The 17,924-nt window shown below is 71.6% G+C and carries 16 protein-coding genes; 8 read left to right on the top strand and 8 right to left on the bottom strand.

What is annotated here, in order from left to right:
* The first annotated feature begins 30 nt into the window (after positions 1–30).
* Positions 31–480, top strand: a complete 450-nt coding sequence (locus tag LB823_RS02765; RefSeq protein ID WP_224645245.1) for a hypothetical protein — start codon at positions 31–33, stop codon at positions 478–480.
* Between the two features lie 2 nt (positions 481–482).
* Here the strand turns inward: LB823_RS02765 and LB823_RS02760 are convergent, their stop codons facing one another.
* From LB823_RS02760 to LB823_RS02735, 6 genes are read right to left on the bottom strand one after another with little or no spacing between them, the layout of a single operon-like run.
* Entirely contained in the window at positions 483–2,696 is a 2,214-nt protein-coding gene (locus LB823_RS02760) for an AAA family ATPase (protein WP_224645244.1), read from the bottom strand.
* A 54-nt stretch (positions 2,697–2,750) separates the two neighbouring features.
* The gene (locus LB823_RS02755) at positions 2,751–3,605 is read right to left on the bottom strand and encodes a phosphatidylcholine/phosphatidylserine synthase (protein WP_224645386.1); all 855 of its coding nucleotides are present in this window, start codon (positions 3,603–3,605) and stop codon (positions 2,751–2,753) included.
* Positions 3,606–3,643: 38 nt separating this feature from the next.
* Complete coding sequence (locus LB823_RS02750; RefSeq protein WP_224645243.1) at positions 3,644–4,366, bottom strand: phosphatidylserine decarboxylase; 723 nt, start codon at positions 4,364–4,366, stop codon at positions 3,644–3,646.
* Positions 4,367–4,425: 59 nt separating this feature from the next.
* Positions 4,426–4,731: a GlsB/YeaQ/YmgE family stress response membrane protein gene (locus LB823_RS02745; protein ID WP_374201266.1), complete on the bottom strand. Its 306-nt coding sequence runs from the start codon at positions 4,729–4,731 to the stop codon at positions 4,426–4,428.
* Positions 4,732–4,744: 13 nt separating this feature from the next.
* Entirely contained in the window at positions 4,745–5,950 is a 1,206-nt protein-coding gene (gene glp, locus LB823_RS02740) for a gephyrin-like molybdotransferase Glp (protein ID WP_224645242.1), read from the bottom strand.
* Positions 5,947–7,320 carry a M20/M25/M40 family metallo-hydrolase gene (locus LB823_RS02735; RefSeq protein WP_224645241.1) on the bottom strand — a complete coding sequence of 458 codons (1,374 nt, stop codon included), beginning with the start codon at positions 7,318–7,320 and terminating at the stop codon, positions 5,947–5,949. Before LB823_RS02735 ends, glp begins: the two co-directional genes overlap by 4 nt.
* Positions 7,321–7,532: 212 nt before the next feature.
* Here LB823_RS02735 and LB823_RS02730 point away from each other — a divergent pair, with 212 nt between their 5' ends.
* The 3 genes from LB823_RS02730 (at position 7,533) to LB823_RS02720 (ending at position 11,032) form a co-directional block, all read left to right on the top strand.
* Complete coding sequence (locus LB823_RS02730; RefSeq protein WP_224645240.1) at positions 7,533–8,546, top strand: hypothetical protein; 1,014 nt, start codon at positions 7,533–7,535, stop codon at positions 8,544–8,546.
* A 126-nt stretch (positions 8,547–8,672) separates the two neighbouring features.
* Positions 8,673–9,839: a hypothetical protein gene (locus LB823_RS02725; protein WP_224645239.1), complete on the top strand. Its 1,167-nt coding sequence runs from the start codon at positions 8,673–8,675 to the stop codon at positions 9,837–9,839.
* Between the two features lie 8 nt (positions 9,840–9,847).
* A complete protein-coding gene (locus tag LB823_RS02720; protein ID WP_224645238.1) occupies positions 9,848–11,032 on the top strand; it encodes a hypothetical protein in 1,185 nt (394 codons plus the stop codon).
* A gap of 65 nt (positions 11,033–11,097) precedes the next feature.
* On the opposite strand, the gene LB823_RS02715 is transcribed toward LB823_RS02720, so the two are convergent.
* Positions 11,098–11,559: an SRPBCC family protein gene (locus LB823_RS02715; RefSeq protein WP_224645237.1), complete on the bottom strand. Its 462-nt coding sequence runs from the start codon at positions 11,557–11,559 to the stop codon at positions 11,098–11,100.
* Between the two features lie 253 nt (positions 11,560–11,812).
* On the opposite strand from LB823_RS02715, the gene groL reads away from it, so the two are divergent.
* The 4 genes from groL to LB823_RS02695 all read left to right on the top strand — a co-directional run bounded on the left by groL (position 11,813) and on the right by LB823_RS02695 (position 16,681).
* The gene (gene groL / locus LB823_RS02710; protein WP_224645236.1) at positions 11,813–13,435 is read left to right on the top strand and encodes a chaperonin GroEL; all 1,623 of its coding nucleotides are present in this window, start codon (positions 11,813–11,815) and stop codon (positions 13,433–13,435) included.
* Between the two features lie 190 nt (positions 13,436–13,625).
* Positions 13,626–15,551 carry a molecular chaperone HtpG gene (htpG, locus tag LB823_RS02705; protein WP_224645235.1) on the top strand — a complete coding sequence of 642 codons (1,926 nt, stop codon included), beginning with the start codon at positions 13,626–13,628 and terminating at the stop codon, positions 15,549–15,551.
* Entirely contained in the window at positions 15,551–16,138 is a 588-nt protein-coding gene (locus tag LB823_RS02700; protein ID WP_224645234.1) for a hypothetical protein, read from the top strand. Before htpG ends, LB823_RS02700 begins: the two co-directional genes overlap by 1 nt.
* A gap of 30 nt (positions 16,139–16,168) precedes the next feature.
* A complete protein-coding gene (locus tag LB823_RS02695) occupies positions 16,169–16,681 on the top strand; it encodes a DUF664 domain-containing protein (protein WP_224645233.1) in 513 nt (170 codons plus the stop codon).
* Here LB823_RS02695 and LB823_RS02690 read toward each other — a convergent pair.
* Entirely contained in the window at positions 16,659–17,882 is a 1,224-nt protein-coding gene (locus tag LB823_RS02690) for a CdaR family transcriptional regulator (RefSeq protein WP_224645232.1), read from the bottom strand. The genes LB823_RS02695 and LB823_RS02690 overlap by 23 nt on opposite strands.
* Positions 17,883–17,924: the final 42 nt, after the last annotated feature.

Raw genomic sequence — 17,924 nt, 5'->3', positions numbered from 1 at the left:
AATTCTACCGGTAGGCATGTCGGGAGCTGCATGGACCAGTCGACGGATCGTCCGACCACTTCGATCGCGCGGGTTGCGCGGGGCGTCTTCGGCGCCCTGACCGCGGCGGCGCTGCTCCTCGGGGCCGCCGGCTGCGGGGACGAGACCAAGGACACGCCCGCCGCCACCGTCACCCTGCCCGCGTCCTTCCCGAAGGCCGAGGTGCCGATCGTCGACGGCAATCTCATCGACGCCGGGGAGCGCTCGCAGGGCGGCGTCACCGTCTACAACGTGACGGTGCAGGCCGGCGACGGTGGCTACGACGCCGCGACGCGCAAGCTCACCGACGCGGGCTACCTGGCACTCGGCGCCGGTGCCGGCACGCCCGACAACGCCACCCGGTCCGCGCAGTTCTCGGGCAAGGGCTACGTCGTCACCGTGAGTTCGGTCCAGGCCGGTGCCGTCCCCAACGCCGTCTTCTACTCGGTCAGCAAGGCCTAGGTCTACGTCGCCCGACGGTCCGCGTACGCCTGCAGGTCCGCGACCTGCACCGGGTCCAGCGACGGCCGCACCGCCAGCCGCGCGGCCTCGACGTCGGCCGCGGTCACGGTGGCCGCGTCCATGTCGCGCCGCATCGCGGTGAGCGCGGCCTCGCGCAGCAGTGCGCTGCAGTCGGCGGGAGAGTAGCCGTCCAGCTGCTCGGCCAGCGCCGGGAGATCCACGTCGTCGGCCAGCGGGATGGAGCGCGAGCTGGTCTTGAGGATCTCCGCGCGGGCCTCGGCGTCCGGCGGCGGCACGAAGATCAGCCGCTCCAACCGGCCCGGACGCAGCAGCGCGGGATCCACGAGGTCGGGGCGGTTCGTCGCGCCCAGGACCACCACGTCGCGCAGCGGCTCGGCGCCGTCGAGCTCGGTGAGCAGCGCGGCGACCACCTTGTCGCCCACGCCCGAATCGCTCGACTGACCGCGCCGCGGCGCCAGGGCGTCCACCTCGTCGAGGAAGATCAGCGACGGCGCGCTGCCCCGCGCCCGCGCGAACAGGTCGCGGACGGCCTTCTCCGACTCGCCGACCCACTTGTTCATCAGCTCCGCGCCCTTGACCGCGTGCACCGACAGCTGCCCCGACGCCGCGAGCGCGCGCACCACGAAGGTCTTGCCGCAGCCGGGCGGGCCGTAGAGCAGCACGCCGCGCGGCGGCTCCACGCCGAGCCGCGCGAAGGTGTCCGGGTGACGCAGCGGCCACAGCACCGTCTCGGTGAGGGCCTGCTTGGTCTCGACCATGTCGCCCACGTCGTCGAGGGTGATCGACCCGACGGACACCTCCTCGGTGGCGGACCGCGACACGGGCCGGATCACGCCGAGCGCCCCGAGCAGGTCCGGCTGGGTGATGGCGATCCGCTCGTCGGTGCCGACCACCCGCGCCGCGGCGCGCAGCGCGCCCTCCCGGCACAGCGCCGCGAGGTCGGCGGCGACGAAGCCCGGGGCCCGCAGCGCGACCTCGTGCAGGTCCAGGTCCAGGGTCGGCGCGTCGCGCAGCAGCAGGTCCAGCAGCTGCTCGCGCTGCTTCGCGTCCGGGAGGTCGACGGCGACCGTCCGCTCGGCGAGGTCGGGCTCGCGCAGCCGCGAGTCCAGCTCGCCCGGCGCGGAGGTGGTGGCGAGCAACGCGACCCGCGGCGTCCCGACAGCGCGGCGCAGCTCGTCGAGGATCATCGTCGAGACGGGCTCGCGGGTCGCGGGCAGCAGCGCCTCCACGTCGCGGACCAGCAGCGCCGCGCCCGAACCGTTCACCGCCTCCCGGACGCGCGCCACCGCGGAGCGCACGCGCTCGAGCCGCGCCTGCGGCTCCAGGGCGCCGGTCAGCGCACCGTCGAGCTCGACGATCGGCCGCGGCGCCACGACGGACCGGGCCACGGTGGCCTTGCCGCCGCCCGTGGGGCCGGTGATGAGCACGCCGAGCCGGGCGGGCGCGCCCAGCTTCTCCAACAGCTCGGGCTCGTCGAGCGCGAGGGACAGCCACTCGGTGAGGCGGCGGACCGCGCCGTCGGCCCCGACCAGGTCGGCGACGGGGCGGACGGCCGGCGTCTCGACGTCCGGGACCTCCTCCGTGAAGGTCACGACCTCGGTGGCGGACGATGCGACGGCCGGCGCGGCCGGAGCGCCGGAATCGTCGGCCCACAGCACCGCGGAGTTCGGCTGGATCGACACCGGCCCCGGCGACGGGTCGACGGAGACCACGGTGAGCAGCTCGTTCGTCCACGTGATCCCGACCAGCCGCGACAGCTGCTGCACCGCCTCCGCGGTCGACGTGCCCGGCCCCAGGTCGCGGGGCAGCAGCGAGACGCTGTCGCCGGGCATCATCACCTTGCCGAGCAACGCCTGCCGTAGCGCCGCGCCGTCGAGGGCGTTGCGGGTGAGTGCGCTGCCGCGCAGGAGGACCCGCTTCGCGCCGTAGACCGTGGCGGGCGTGATCACGACGGTCGCGTCCTCGCGGAGGCCGCAGTTGGTGATGGTCAGCTCGTCCAGCAGCGCGACGCCGGGAGCGCTGCCCGCCGGCGCCGCCGCCACGACCGCGGCGGTGCGGCGCGCGCCGAGCAGCTCGATCCCGTCCCACTCGCGCAGGCCGAGCGCCGCGAGGGCCTCGGGGTGGATCCGGACGATGCCCCGTCGCGCCTCGAGGGCCGAGGTCTGCAGGCGGACGGTGAGCGAGAGGTTCGACACGCGATCCACCCTAGTTCGCGTCGCCGGACGGCGGCGGGCCGCGACGCGACCGGTTCAGTCCTCGCGCGTCGGGCGGCGCAGGCCCAGGCGGGCGGTGGAGCGCCGGGGACCGCGGCCGGCGGTGGCGGCGCGACGGTGCGGGCGCACCGCGCGGCGCTGCTCGCGGCGCATCTGCCGGCGCTCGGCGGGCTTGTTGTCCCAGGCCTCGGGGCGGGCGGTGACCCACCGCTTGGACCGCCACGCGAAGGGGATGTGCAGCAGGTACAGCGCGATCACCAGGAGCAGCGCGATGTACGGGTAGGTCAGCATCAGCGCCGCGAGGCCCGCGACCGCCACCAGCACGCCGGCGGCCTTCGCAGGCTGCACGGTCATCGTCTTGAAGCTGGAGGTGGGGATGCGGGAGACGGTGAGCGCGGCGACGAACAGCGTCCACGCCGCGACCATCGGGGTGCTGACCCACCAGCCGTCGCCCCACTCCTGCTGGGCGGCCAGCGGGGCCAGGACCAGCAGCGCGCCGGCGGGCGCGGGCACGCCGACGAAGAAGTCCTTGGTGTACGCGGGCGCCGTTGGGTCGGCGGCGAGGGTGTTGAACCGGGCCAGCCGGAGCACCATCGCCACGACGTAGAGCAGCGCGACGATCCACCCGGCGGGCGATCCGGGGAAGCACACGAAGTACAGGATCAGCGCGGGCGTGACGCCGAAGTTGATGGCGTCCGCGAGGGAGTCCAGCTCGGCACCGATCCGGGTGGAGGCGCCCAGCAGCCGCGCGACGCGGCCGTCGAGCCCGTCGAGGATCGCGGCGACGACGACCAGCATGATCGCCAGATCGACCTTGCCGTCCGCCGCGAACCGCACGCCCGTCAGGCCCGCGCACAGCGCGGCCACCGTCAGCATCGACGGCAGGATCATGACCCCGACGGGGCGGTGCGGCGCGGTGGACGAGTCGGTCACGGCAGGCGCGCGATCACGGTCTCGGCCGCCACCGCGCGCTGGCCGCTGTAGACGGTCAGCTCGGTGCCGGCGGGGAAGTACGTGTCGACGCGGGAGCCGAAGCGGATGATCCCGTAGGTTTCGCCCAGCTCCAGGGTGTCGCCGGGCGCGCAATCGGTGCGGATGCGCCGCGCCACGAGGCCGGCGATCTGCACGACGCCCACGGGGCCGTGCTCGGTGGCGAGACGCACCGAGTTCCGCTCGTTCCGGTCGCTGGCCTCGGGGAGGTCGGCGGGCAGGAACTTGCCGTCGGTGTGCACCACGGAGTCGACGACGCCGGCCAGCGGCGCGCGCTGCACGTGCGCGTCGAAGACCGACAGGAAGATCGACACGCGGGGCAGCGGCGCGTCGCCGAGGCCCAGCTCGCGGGGCGGGACGTGCTCGTCGACGAGGGTCACCTCGCCGTCGGCGGGGGCCACGGCGATGCCCTCGGTCTCCGGAACCACGCGGGCGGGGTGCCGGAAGAAGCCGGCGCACGCGGCCGCGGTGAGCAGGGCGGGAACCCGGATCCAGCTCTTGCGGTAGCCCACCGCGGCGACCCCGAGGGAACCCGCGATGAACGGGGTCCCCGCGGGGTGCAGCGGAGGAACGGTGTGCCGGATGAGCTCGGTGATGTGCTCGATGCCGGAGGTGTGCTCGGTCAGATGGCCGTCGACCGGCGTGCGAGGTCGGCGTGCCACCTAATCGTCCTTACTGTTCGCTGTCATATCGGGTGACATCTTCTCACCCGAGGGTGTGATCACTTGCGTCCGGTGACCAGCTTCACTGCTCCGATCACCACGCAGGCGCCGACCAGCGCGGTGACGAAGGTGAGGACCCAACCGAAGGTCCCGGTGTCGACGCCGGCCAGGCGTAGCACGTAGCCGCCGAGCCAGCCGCCGATGATGCCCGCGAGGACGTTCTTGATGATGCCCATCTGGCCGTCGGACTTCATGATCTTGCTGGCGATCCAGCCGGCGAGGCCGCCGATGATGATCCACGCGAACCAGCCGGGGCTGAAGTTGGCCGATGCGAGCATGACGGTGTCTGCGTACTGCGCGACCATGAGAATCTCCTCGTTAGTGGGTCAAGAGGATCAGTTCCACCGGGGTCCCCGCGGCCAGATGCTCGACCTCGGCGGGGACGTCCAGCAGGCAATCCGCCTGTGACAGCCATCGTAGGTAGTGCGAACCCGGCCCGCCGAGAACCGAGACCGAATCGGTACCGTCGTCGTTCCTCGTGAGGAGTCCGCGCAGGTACTGGCGCTTCCCGGGGATCGAGTCGACGGGCTCGGCGAGCCGCGCGACGCGACGGGCGCGGTCGGGCAGTCCCAGGGCGGCCCGCAGCGCCGGCCGCAGGAAGACCTCGAAGGAGACGAGCGCGCTCACCGGGTTCCCGGGGAAGGTCACGAACTTCACTCGCACGCCGCCCAGGTCGACGGTGCCGGAGCCCTGCGGCATGCCGGGCTGCATCGCGACCTTGACGAAGTCGACGCCCCGCGACGCGAGGGCGTCCTTGACCACCTCGAACGCGCCGGCGCTGACGCCGCCGCTGGTGACGACCAGGTCGACGCCGCCCGCGGAGATCCGCTCAGTGAGCCGGGCGAGGAAGGCGTCGGCGTCGTCCGCCACGAACCGCACGACCTCCGCGGTGGCCCCGGCCTCGCGGATCGCGCTCGCCAGCATCGGGGCGTTCGACTCGTAGATCTGCCCGGGCCGTAGCGGCGTGCCCGGTTCCACCAGCTCGGAGCCGGTGGACAGCACGGCGACGTGGGGCGGGGCCAGCACGGGCACCGTCGTCAGGCCCAGGGCCGCCGCGAGCCCGACGACGGCGGGCCCGACGGTCTCGCCGCCCCGCAGCGCGGTCTCTCCGGCCTCGATGTCGCTGCCGGCGGCGCGGAAGAACCGTCCGGGCTCGGGCGCCTCGTCGATCCGGACGCGCTCGACGCCGCCGTCCGTCCGCTCGACGGGGACGACGGCGTCGGCACCGTCGGGCACGGGGGCGCCGGTCATGATGCGGCACGCGGCCCCCGGCGGGAGCGCGGGCACGTCGGTGCGGCCGGCTGGCACGTCGAAGGCGACGGGCAGCACGGCGCCCGCGACGGCGTCGGCAGCGCGGACCGCGTAGCCGTCCATCGCGGAGTTGGTGAACGGCGGCAGCGAGAGCGGCGCGGGCACGTCGCGCGCCAGGACGAGGCCCAGGGCGTCCGCCACCGGCAGGTCGACGGTCCGCGGTGCGGGGACCAGCGCGGCGACAGCGGCGCGGTGCTCGTCGACGGGCCTCACGCGCCGGCCAGCCGGGTGAGCAGCAGCGCCTCGGCCAGCGCGGTGCGCCGCAGCTCGGACGGGTCGACGGACTCGTTGGGCGCGTGGATGCGGCACTGCGGCTCCTCGACGCCGAGCAGCGCGATCTCGGCCGTCGGGGCGGCCTTGCGCAGCTGGGTGCACAGCGGGATCGAGCCGCCCTGGCCGCTGAAGGCGACCTCGGCACCGTCGTACGCCTCGACGAGGGCCTCCTGCAGCACCCGGTAGGCGGGGCCGGTGGTCTCGGCGGCGAAGGGCTCGCCCACGGACTCGACGACCGCGTCGACGTGCGCACCCCACGGGGCGTGGTTGGTCAGGTGCGCGACGAGCAGCGCGCCGGCGTGGTGCGGGTCGGTGCCCGGCGGCACCCGCAGGTTCAGCAGGGCCGCGGCGCGGGGCTGGATCGCGGCGGCGGCGGTCGCCGTCGCGGGGGCGTCGAGGCCGATGACGGTGACCGCGGGCCGCGCCCACAGCTGGTCGGCGATGGCGCCGGAGCCGAGGATCGCGGCGTCGTCGTAGATCGCGGCGTCGGCGGCGAACTGCGCCGTCTCGTAGGGCTCGCCGGCCCAGCGCGCGGAGCTGTCGAGCCCGTCGATCGTGGTGTTGCCGAAGCCGTCCCGCAGCGTCGCGAGCAGCGCGATGAGGGCGGCGATCGCGTCGGGGGCGGCGCCGCCGAAGGCGCCGGAGTGCAGGTCGGAGGTGCCGGTGCTGAGCTCGACCCGCACGCTCGCGACGCCGCGCAAGGAGGTGGTGAGGGTCGGGCGGCCGACGGCGACGTTGCCGGTGTCGCCGATGACGATGAGGTCGGCCTGCGCCAGCTCGGGCCGCTCGGCGACGAGGTCCTCGAGGCCCGCGCCGCCGCCCTCCTCGGAGCCCTCGATGATGATCCGCACGCCGACGGGGAAGGCACCGTCCTCGCCGCGGACCGCCCGCAGTGCGGTCAGGTGCGCGACGAGGTTGCCCTTGCAGTCGGCGGACCCGCGGCCGTACCAGCGGTCCGCGCCGTCGGGGCCGGGACGGGTGGTGAGGGTGAACGGATCGGACTCCCAGGCCTCACGCGGCCCGGGCGGCTGCACGTCGTGGTGGCTGTAGAGCAGCACCGTCGGGGCGCCCTCCGGCGCGGGCGTGTGCCCGACGATCGCGATCGACCCGTCGGACGTGGTGACCTGCTCGATGCCCGCGATCCCGGCCTCCGTGAAGGCCTTCGCGACCCATGACGCCGACGCCGCGTTGGGCTCGGCGCCGAACTCGGGGGAGTCGTGCACGGACGGGTGCGCGACCAGCTCCGCCAGGTCCGACCTGGCCCTGTCCATCAGGTTCTCGACGGTGTCCTGCAGGCTGCGCGCGGTCATCGGCTCACCTTAGCGCGGCTTAAGTACGCGACAGGTTGCTCGTGGTGGACTAGTGACTCATGTGGAGAAGAGCAGCCCTGGGCGTGTTCGCCGCCGTGACGGCGGGTGTCCTCTCGGCGGGGTGCGCAGCCGGCCCGGGTGGCGATGCCGTTCCGGATCCGTCGGCCGTACCGCGGCCGGACACGGGCTCGTTCCCGACGTCCCCTCGGGCGGTGGGGACGCCGGACCGGGGCGACTTCGTCAAGCAGGAATCGATGCGCATGCTGGGCGCCCTCCCGCTGGTGTCGGATATCGACCCGGTGTACCGGTACGGCGGCGGCGGGGCGCGGGACTACGCCGGTGATTTCGATGTGCGGTACCGGGGCGAGCTCGGCTCGGTACCCGCGGGCAGGGTGGCGTCGGCCGAGCTGGTCGCCGAGGTGCGGGGTTCAACGGCCTACTGGGGCGCGCCGGGGCGGCCCGACGTGATCGGAGTCATCCTGTTTCGGATGCCGTCCGAGAAGGCGGCCGCGGACGCGGTATCACCCGCGCTGCTCGGCCGGGACGCCCCGTCGTTGGGACAGGAGTCGCCCGACAAGGTACCGGTCGACATCCCCGGGAGTCCCGGGATCGTCGCCTACTCGAAGACGTCGGCCCGCGAGGGCAAGGACGTCTTCGCCTTTGCCGCGATCAGGCAGTTCGTGCTCGCGGTGGTCGGTGACTTCGATGCCGATCGGATCAGGAAGTACACGGACGCCGCAGCGGCGGCGCTGGCCGGATTCACCGCGACCCCGATCGATCGGCTCGGCACCCTCGCGGTCGACGGCTACGACCTGGCTCGCCTGACGCTGCCACCACAGTCCGGCGGCGGCATGTCCGACTCCGCCCGCGCGATCCTCCCGGTGCGCTACGACGTCGTCGGCTCGAAGAAGTACTTCGACGACGCGGGGGTCGACGCCGCCGGTGCGGGTGCGAACGTCGTCTATCGCGCGCGCGACCGGGTTGGTGCCCTCGGCCTGGCGAAGGCGATGGTCGCCGAGATCCGGGACAACCGTCCGGGAGTCCAGTCGGAGGGGGTGCGGGGCGCCCCCGGAGCGGACTGCATGTCGTATACGACGGGGATTCTGACCCGGACGGAATGCGTGGTCCCGGTCGGGAGGTACGTCGCCCACTACGAGAGCTCGCAGAAACAGCTGGCCGTCCAGGCGATCGGCGCGTCCTACCTGATTCTGCGTGATGTCGGGTGACGGGCGGGCGCAGTACTGTGACCTTGAGATTCGCCATCACATAGTCTCGGGGGGAGCGAGCCTCCGCAGGTGGCGAGGCGGAGTTCCAGGCCGGATCGTCCGGCCGTCGTGCAGGGGAGTGCAGTGATGAAGAGGCATGCAGTGGTGTCGCTGGTGGGGGCCGCGGTGCTGCTCGCGGGATGCTCGACGACGGTGCCGGGCTCGCCCGTCGCCGACCCGTCGGGGGTGCCGAAGCCGGACACGGGGTCCTACGCGACCGCGCCGCGCCAGCTCGGTGCCATGACGGAGAAGATGCACATCGCGGCGGAGGCGTTCCGGATGGTCGAGATCATCCCGCTGGCGTCGGAGGTCGACCCTGCGCTCCGGTACGGCGGGCGCCCGTCCGTGGGACGGATCGAGAGCACCGTCAAGATGGCGTTCGGTGACGGGGTCGCAACCGCGGTCGGCGGCATGGAGGTCGGCGCCTACATCTCGGCGGACGACAAGGCACCCGGGTCCGATGCCAAGTCCTCGAGGAGCCTGATCACCGGCCTGTTCCGGTTCAAGGACGAGGCCGCGGCGCGGGCGGCGGTGGCGAACCCGGCGGTCCTGTCGCCCGACAAGGCGTTCGGTTCCGAGACACCGAGGCCCAAGAAGGCGGAGACCGTACCCGGTTACTCGGAGGCGACGGCGTACTCCAAGTCCGCGGGGGACTCGACCTCACGGGTCGGGCTCCTCGCGAGCGGCCGGTACGTGATCGGCGCCTGGACGAACAGTTCCGTCGACCTGATCAAAAAGTACTTCGACCTGCAGGTCAAGTCCCTCGCCGGCTTCGTGCCGACCCCCGTCGACAAGTTCTCGACCCTCACCCGCGCGGACGAGGACCTGTTGCGGTACACGCTCGTAGAGGAGTCGCCGACGGTGTTCGAGACGACCTACTCGCCGCGGGGCTTCGCGCCGTTCGCCTCGGACACGACGGGCGCGCTGGCGGACTTCGCCGCCACGGGCGTCGACCGGATCGCGAACGCGGACAACGTCGTCTACCGGGCGCGCGACGCCGCTGGTGCAGCGCAACTCGCGGACAGAGTCATCGCGGAGAACACGCGCTTCTATCCCGGAGGTGAGTCCTCCACGGTGCGGGGCGTTCCGGGAGGCCGATGCCGGTCGTTCCCGCAGTACACGGGTTCGAAGGACAAGCGGACGTACTGCGTCGTGCCGGTGGGGCGCTATCTGGCCGAGGTCAGCGACATGCAGGACGCACGGGCGAAGCAGGCTCTCGGCGCCTCGTATCTGATTCTGCAGCAGGCGAAGTGAGGATGAACATGAAGAAGTCCCTGGCGGCGCTCGCGGCGTCGGCCCTGTTCCTGGCGGGATGCTCGTCGACGGTGGCCGGCACCCCCGTCGCCGATCCGTCCGGCGTGCCCAAGCCGGAGACCGGATCGTTCGCGACCGCGTCCCGGACCATCGGCTCGACGACTCAGGCCGACGGGGAGACACTCGACGGATACCGGATGGCGGAGACCGTGCCGTACCTCTACGAGATCGATGCGGCCATGCATTTCCGCGGCAGTGCGCGCGCGACGTCCCGGTCGGCCATTCAGGGGATGGTCAAGGGCGTCTTCGGTCAAGCGGCGGGAGATGTACTGGGCACCAAGGCCGAGGTCGCGGCTTCGGTGGGCGCCAGTGACACGCAGCAGGGCACCAAGTACGACTCGAAGAGGAAGGAACGCGGCGAGACCGTCGTCCTGGTCCGCATGGCGAGCCCGGCCGACGCTTCGGCCGCTGTGGGCCAGGCGCTGCGGGCGCGCGAGAAGGACTCCTCCGGCGAGGATCTGCCGGCGAAGGTGGAGACAAGGATTCCCGGCTACGACGCAGCCGTCGCCTACACGCAGACGTACGGCGCCCCCGTCGGCACCGCGACGGTGGGCTTCCTCGCATACAAGCAGTACGTGATCGGCGCCTTCGGCGACCTCTCCGTGGACCAGCTGCGCACCTACTTCGACCGGCAGACCAAGGCGCTCGACGGCTTCCAGCCGACGCCGCTCGACAAGGTGAGCACACTGCAGCTCGATCCCGAGGGCGTCGCGAAGCTGACCCTCGCACCGTCGAAGGGCGACGGAGGCTACTCCCTGCCCGCCCGGTCCGCCGTACTACGGCAGACCGACGTCTCGCGGTCGGTGAAGACCTTCGCCGACGCGGGCGTCGACGTCGTCGGCACCGGCGGCAGCACCGTCTACCGGGCGAAGGACGCAACGGGTGCGCAGCACGTCGTGGACGAGTTCACCGACGAGAACCGGAAGGCCTTCACGAAGGTCGAGGAGGAGAAGGTCAAGGGTGTGCCGGGCGGGGTCTGCCTGACCTTCGCCACCTACGAGGGGTCGACCTCGAGGCTCACCTGGTGCTCGGTCGCCGTCGGGCGGTACGTGGCGGAGTTCACCTCGTCGCAGCGGCAGCAGGCGGTCCAGGCCATCGGCGCCGCGTACCTGATCCTGAAGAACAACACGTAGCGTCCGATCCGCAGACGACGAAGGGGCGCACCCACCGGGTGCGCCCCTTTCTCGATCTCGGGAGGTTACTTCGCCTCGGACTCGGTCTTGATGTGCGAGAGCGTCTGCTTCATGCCGACCAGCAGGCCGCGCTCGAAGTCCTCGTTGCCGCCGAGGAGCGCGGCGATCAGACCGCTGCTCAGCGCAGTGGTCTTGCCATCCTTGGCCTCGCGGCGCTCGACGACGGTGGTCTTGTCGCCGTCGGGCACCAGGGTGAAGCTCCAGGTGGTGTGGTTCTCGGCCACGCGGAACGCGACGCGCTCGTTCGGCGTGAACTCGGTGACCTGGGTGTTGGTGGGCCAGACCTTCCAGCCCTGACGGTTGATGTTCAGCATGCGGGTGCCCACCTTGAGCGGGCCGCCGAACACGAACACCTTCTTGCACTGCGGGCTGCGACGGCCCATCGCCTCGAGGTCGGACACGACCGACCAGACCTTCTCCACGGGCGCGTCGATCACGACGCTCGACTCCAGAACGGGGGTTGCCATGACCGGATCCTACCCACGAGTAGGAAGGGTCCGTCCAGCCCACGGCGAACGACCTTGCACTCGACCCTGCCGAGTGCTAGAAACGACTTAGCACTCGGATTACGTGAGTGCTAGGTCGAAGAGGTGAGACCGGGCCCTGTGCGCAACCCGCGCAGGTGACACGCCGGGTCGTCCGTCGCGGGCATCGAATCGACCTAGAAGACGTGTCCAAAGTAGGGCCGAACCGGCCCCTATCTGGAGGAATCACTTCGCAATGGCCAAGATCATCGCGTTCGACGAAGAGGCCCGCCGCGGTCTCGAGCGGGGCCTGAACGCCCTCGCCGACGCCGTCAAGGTGACGCTCGGCCCCAAGGGCCGCAACGTCGTGCTGGAGAAGAAGTGGGGCGCCCCCACGATCACCAACGACGGTGTTTCCATCGCCAAGGAGATCGAGCTCGAGGATCCCTACGAGAAGATCGGCGCCGAGCTCGTCAAGGAGGTCGCCAAGAAGACCGACGACGTCGCGGGCGACGGCACCACCACCGCCACCGTTCTGGCCCAGGCGCTCGTGCGCGAGGGTCTGCGCAACGTGGCCGCGGGTGCGAACCCGCTGGGCCTCAAGCGGGGTATCGAGAAGGCCGTCGAGGCCGTCACCGAGCACCTGCTGAAGGCCGCCAAGGAGGTCGAGACCAAGGAGCAGATCGCTGCTACCGCGGGCATCTCGGCCGGCGACCCCGCCATCGGCGAGCTCATCGCCGAGGCCATGGACAAGGTCGGCAAGGAAGGCGTCATCACCGTCGAGGAGAGCAACACCTTCGGTCTCCAGCTGGAGCTCACCGAGGGCATGCGCTTCGACAAGGGCTTCATCTCGGGCTACTTCGCCACTGACGCCGAGCGTCAGGAGGCCGTGCTCGAGGACGCCTACGTGCTGCTCGTCTCGGGCAAGATCTCGACCGTCAAGGACCTGCTGCCGCTGCTGGAGAAGGTCATCCAGTCGGGCAAGCCGCTCGCGATCATCGCCGAGGACGTCGAGGGCGAGGCCCTGTCGACGCTCATCGTCAACAAGATCCGCGGCACCTTCAAGTCGGTCGCCATCAAGGCCCCCGGCTTCGGCGATCGCCGCAAGGCGATGCTGCAGGACATGGCGATCCTCACCGGCGGCCAGGTCATCTCCGAGGAGATCGGCCTGTCGCTCGACACCGCCGGCCTCGAGGTCCTGGGCCAGGCGCGCCAGGTCGTCGTGACCAAGGACGAGACCACCATCGTCGACGGTGCCGGCTCCAAGGAGCAGATCGCGGGCCGCGTCTCGCAGATCCGCGCCGAGATCGAGAACAGCGACTCGGACTACGACCGGGAGAAGCTGCAGGAGCGCCTCGCGAAGCTGGCGGGCGGCGTCGCCGTCATCAAGGCCGGTGCCGCCACCGAGGTCGAGCTCAAGGAGCGCAAGCACCGCATCGAGGATGCCGTGCGCAACGCCAAGGCCGCCGTCGAGGAGGGCATCGTCGCCGGTGGTGGCGCTGCTCTCGCGCAGTCGGGCACCGTCTTCGACAGCCTCGCGCTCGAGGGTGACGAGGCCACTGGCGCGAACATCGTCAAGGTCGCGCTCGACGCCCCCGTCAAGCAGATCGCCGTCAACGCCGGCCTCGAGCCCGGCGTCGTCGCCGAGAAGGTCCGCAACTCGCCCGCCGGCACCGGCCTCAACGCCGCCACCGGTGTGTACGAGGACCTGCTGGCCGCCGGCATCAACGACCCGGTGAAGGTCACCCGCTCGGCGCTGCAGAACGCAGCCTCGATCGCGGCTCTGTTCCTCACCACCGAGGCCGTCGTCGCCGACAAGCCGGAGAAGGCCGGTGCCCCGGTCGATCCGACCGGCGGCATGGGCGGCATGGACTTCTAAGTCCTGCCACTCGGCTAGGGAATTCAGGGCCCGGCATCGTCTCGACGATGGTGCCGGGCCCTCCCTTGTCGAAAGTCGAATCGTACGAGGTGGCGCGGCGATAATCTCCGTCCCGCCCCGCAGGATTCGAGTTTCAGAACGATCCAGACCAATCACACCCGACACCGTCCGTGTTCAGAAAGGCGACGACGTGACCGCAGAGACTCTCCAGTTCCAGGCCGAAACCGATCAGCTGCTGTCGCTGATGATCCACTCCGTGTACTCGGAGAAGGACGTCTTCCTGCGCGAGCTGATCTCCAACGCCTCGGACGCCCTGGACAAGCTGCGCCTGGAGGCGTACCAGGACAAGGACCTCGAGGCCGACGCCTCGGACCTGCACATCGAGCTGCGCACGGATCCCGAGGCGCACACGCTCACGATCTCCGACAACGGGATCGGCATGAGCCGCGCGGACGTCGTCGACCTCATCGGCACCCTCGCCAAGTCCGGCACCGGCGAGCTCCGCCGCAAGCTGGAAGCCGCGAAGCAGGCGAAGGAGCAGGGCGCCTCCGCGGAGCTCATCGGCCAGTTCGGCATCGGCTTCTACTCGGCGTTCATGGTCGCCGACCGCGTGACCCTGGTGACCCGCAGGGCGGGCGAGGACACCGCCACCCGGTGGGAATCCGAGGGGCACGGCACGTACACCGTCACCGACCTCACCGGCGACGACGTCCCCGCGGGCCACGGCACCACCATCACGCTGCACCTGCGCGCCGCCGACGGCGACGAGAGCCTCCACGACTACACCTCCGAGCACGTGCTGCGCTCGGTCGTGCGCCGCTACAGCGACTTCATCGCCTTCCCTATCCGCCTGGCCCCCGCCCCGGTCGCCGAGGCCGACGACGCCGAGGCCGACGATGCCGAGGCGCCCGGCCCGGAGACCCTCAACTCCATGCAGGCGCTGTGGGCGCGCCCGAAGGAGGAGGTCTCCGACGAGGAGTACGCCGACTTCTACCGCCACGTCAGCCACGCCTTCGACGAGCCGCTGGAGACCATCTCGGTCCGCGCCGAGGGCACCTTCGAGTACCAGGCGCTGCTCTTCATCCCGACCATGCCGCCGTTCGACATGTTCTACCGCAACACCAAGTCCGGCCCCGCGCTGTACGTCAAGCGCGTCTTCATCATGGACCACTGCGAGGCCCTGCTGCCGCCGTACCTGCGGTTCGTCGCCGGTGTCGTGGACGCGCAGGACCTGTCGCTCAACGTCTCCCGCGAGATCCTGCAGAACGACCGGCACCTGGTCATGATCCGCAAGCGCCTCGTCAAGCGGGTCCTGCAGACGGTCACCGCGCTGCGCGAGAACGAGCGGGAGAAGTACGACACCTTCTGGTCGGCGTTCGGCGCGGTCTTCAAGGAGGGCCTGCTCGACGATCAGGACAACCGCGAAACCCTGCTCAAGGCATCGTCGTTCGAGTCGACGTTCAGCGAGACCGGTACCACCGGACTCGCCGACTACGTCGCCCGCATGCCCGAGGGGCAGGACGTCATCTACTACGCCGCCGGCGATTCCCGCGCCCGGCTGGAGTCCTCGCCGCACCTGGAGGCATTCGCCGCCAAGGGCTTCGAGGTCCTGCTCCTCACCGATCAGGTCGACGAGCTGTGGACCACCGGTGCCGAGTTCGACGGTAAGCGGTTCGTCTCCGTCGCGAAGGGCGAGGCCGACCTCGGCGACGACGCGCCGGAGGCGGAGGGCTTCGAGCAGCTGACGGAGTGGCTGGCGACGACTCTCGACGAGGACGTGGCCGGCGTGCGTCTCACGTCGCGCCTCACGACCTCGGCGGCCTGCCTGGTCGGCGGCGAGTTCGACCTCACCCCGCAGCTCGAGCAGATGTACCGGGCGAGCGGCCAGGAGGTGCCCCGCACGCGTCGCACGCTGGAGCTGAATCCGGAGAACGAGCTCGTCAAGAGCCTGCGCGACCGGGTCGCCGCCGCAGAGGCGCCCGCCGAGGACGAGGCGCTCACCGATGCCGCCGAGATCCTCTACGGCACAGCCCTCCTCGCGGAGGGCGGCTCGGTCGCCGATCCCGCCGCCTTCGCCGCGGTCCTCGCTCGCCAGCTCGGCCGCAGCCTGGGCTGATGGACGGGGCGGGTCGCTGCGCAGGTGCGCCGCCTTCAGCCTGGCGCAAGTATCGCGAAAGACGTTCCCGGCACTCTGTCCTCGACGCGCCGATCGGCGCCGAGGACGAAGGAGTGGATGTGGCGTTGCCAGCGGTGCCTGCGCAGGGGGGGATCCGTCTGATCTGCCGGCCCGGTGACTCGGCGATGCCGGGCGTCGCCTACGAGAGTGGCGTCGATCTCGGCGTCTTCGTGGACGGTGTCGCCCGGACGTCGAACTGGGGTGAGTCGATCCTCCCCGTGACGGCGGGCGACCACGCACTCGGTATGGAGTTGAACGGGTATGTCACGCAACATCTCGGCCCCGTACGCACCATCCGGTTCGGTGCGGCGAACCTGCCGATCCGGGTGGCGCCCGGCCAGACGGTGACGGTCTTCTACGCTGCCCCGAACGGACCCAGAAGTCCTGGCCAGTTCAGCTTCAGCCCGCCGCCTCCGCCCGCGGCCAACAGGTACAGGGTGGCGCAGGTCGTGGGCTGGTGGATCCTCGCCGGCGTCGTGCTTCTCACGTTCGTCGTCATCGCGTACCTCGCTGCAACCAAGTCCTGACCGTCGCGCTATTGGCGTACCGTCGGAGACATGGACTCAGCCGCTGCACGGGACCTGCTGATCGACGCGTTCGCCCGGATCCGCGAGCACGTGGAGGACGTCACCGAGGGACTCGACCCCGACATCGCGAACAGACGGATCGTGCCGGACGCCAACACGATCGCATGGCTCGTGTGGCACAGCGCCCGGGTGATCGACGCCCAGCTCGCGCCGATCGCCGGCGTCCCGGAGGTCTGGACCGCGAACGACTGGTACGGCCGGTTCGGCCTCGACCTGCCGCCGGAGTCGACGGGCTACGGCCACACCCGTGCCGAGGCGGCCGAGGTGCACGGCAGCGATGCGCTGCTCGTCGGCTATTTCCGCGACGTCGATGCCATGGCGACCCGCTACCTCGCCGGCGTCACGCCGGACGAGCTGGCCCGCGTCGTGGACGACGCGTGGGACCCGCCGGTCACCGTCGCGGTGCGGCTGGTGAGCATCGTCGACGACTGCGCCCAGCATCTCGGCGCCGCCGCGTATCTCAAGGGTGCGCTGCAGGATTGACGCCGAAGGCGCGCACCGCGTGCAGCGCCAGCTCGACGTACACGCGGCGCTCATCGATGGGATGCCCTAGTACCTGCTCCACCTGGCGGATCCGGTAGCGCACGGTGTTCGGGTGCAGCATCAGCGCCGCGCCGGCGGCGCGCGCGTCGCCCCCGGCGCCGAGGTAGGCGAGCGCCGTCTCGCGGAGCCGCGCCGCAGCGGCGGTGTCGGCGGCGAGGTCGCCCAGCTCGCGCTCCACCAGCGTCGACGGCCCGTCCGGCCCGGCGATGCCGTGCGCGAGGCAGGCGAGCTCCACGTCCCGATAGGCCACGACGCCGCGCCCCGTCCGCCGCGCGACGGTCAGCGCCGCCGCGGATTCCGCGTGGCTGCGGCGGAAGCCGTCGAGCCCGGGATGCGCGGTGCCGAGCGCGCAGCGCACCGTCGGCGGCAGGTCGAGAGCGCCGGGTACGCCCGATCCCGCGCTCCAGCAGCGCAGCGAGCGTGCGCCGGTCCGCTGCGCCAGGCGGTGCTCGCCGCGGACCTCCCGATGCACGGCCGTCGCGGCGCGCTCGAGGAGCCGCTGCACGTCGGCGTCGGCCACGGCCTCGTCCACCCACAGCGTGTAGGCGGTGTGCGCCGCCGCGACGGGGTAGTTCAGGGCGGCGGTAGCCTCGCCGGGATCGACGTCCTGCCCGGCCAGCACCGCGTCGACGGTGGCGGCCTGCCGCGCCAGGGCGCCCCGCTGCCACTGCTCGCGCTCGGCGACGAAGGTGCCGATCATCTCCTCGATCGAGGCGTCGAGCCACTTGGTCACACGCGGCCAGAAGTGCAGCAGCACCTGCGAGCGCACCTCGGCGTCGGCGATCTCGGCGGCGGCGCGCGCGGTGAACAGGTCCCACGCCGCGTTCTGCCCCACCCGGTACACCGCGAGCAGCACGCGCAGCTCGAAGCCGCGCCGCGCCATCGTCCGCGCGAGATCGTGCGTCTCCTCGCCGGGGCGCACGACGATGGATTCGCGGATGGCGTTGCCGAGGACGCCGCGCCAGTGCGCCCGAGTGCTGGCGTCCAGCTCGGCGCGCAGGAGCGGCTCGTCCATCTCCGGCAGCGCCGCGACGATCGCGTCGTCGACCTCGCCGACCATGGCGTCGAGGGCCTGCTCGTTCTCGCCCGCCCGCGCGAACTCCGCGAGCCACCCCCGGGCCGGCGGCGTCAGCCCCGCCACGACGGCCCGCCTTGTTCCGGCGGACAAATGTCGTCGCGAATC

This window comes from Tsukamurella sp. M9C, assembly GCF_020169415.1.
GTDB lineage: Bacteria > Actinomycetota > Actinomycetes > Mycobacteriales > Mycobacteriaceae > Tsukamurella.
The sequence above is the reverse complement of the archived record's forward strand: the minus strand, read 5'-3'. Positions and strand labels throughout refer to the sequence as shown.